Source organism: Neisseria sp. P0019.S002 (assembly GCF_051957155.1).
Classification (GTDB): Bacteria; Pseudomonadota; Gammaproteobacteria; order Burkholderiales; family Neisseriaceae; genus Neisseria; species Neisseria perflava.
Window position 1 is genome coordinate 1 of record NZ_JBQCWS010000091.1, and the last position, 479, is coordinate 479.

General features: G+C 43.2%; 1 protein-coding gene. It reads left to right on the plus strand.

Features of this window, described 5'->3' with window-relative positions:
* Window positions 1-91 precede the first annotated feature (91 nt).
* Window positions 92-313 (plus strand): (Na+)-NQR maturation NqrM, encoded by a 222-nt coding sequence (gene nqrM, locus ACTHTY_RS11725; RefSeq protein WP_063069108.1) that lies wholly within the window; start codon window positions 92-94, stop codon window positions 311-313.
* Window positions 314-479 lie beyond the last annotated feature (166 nt).

Genomic DNA, 479 nt, shown 5'->3' on the forward strand with positions numbered 1-479 from the left:
TCCTTATCATCCGAACTCCGCAAGGCGGCTACCATACTGAAATGTCCAGCGCATTCAAAAAATTATTAAACTAACCTTCAGGAATACACACATGAAAACCCTCCTCCTTACTTTCGGTATCTTTATCCTTGTCATCCTCGGCATGGCAGTCGGCTATATTTTCTCCAAACGCACCATTAAAGGCAGCTGCGGCGGCATTTCCTCTCTCGGTATGAAGAAAATGTGCGATTGCGATACGCCATGCGATACCTTGCAAAAAGAGCTGGATAAAAAACAACATTCCGACAATCAAGGCATCAAGGTCGATCATTAAGCTTTTTTGAATGTTTATTCATAACTCAAGGCTGTTTATCCCCCATCAGGCCGTCTGAAAAACAAAAGAGCGTGATCCCAATGGATATACGCTCTTTTGTTTTGCCTCTTCCAAAGCAATCCAAAAATATCTTGCCCACCCGTTTAAATCCAGACCACTCCAAACC

Excerpts from the sequence above, each read along its gene's own strand:
- nqrM (WP_063069108.1), top strand. The coding sequence starts at position 92 with ATGAAAACCCTCCTCCTTACTTTCGGTATCTTTATCCTTGTCATCCTC.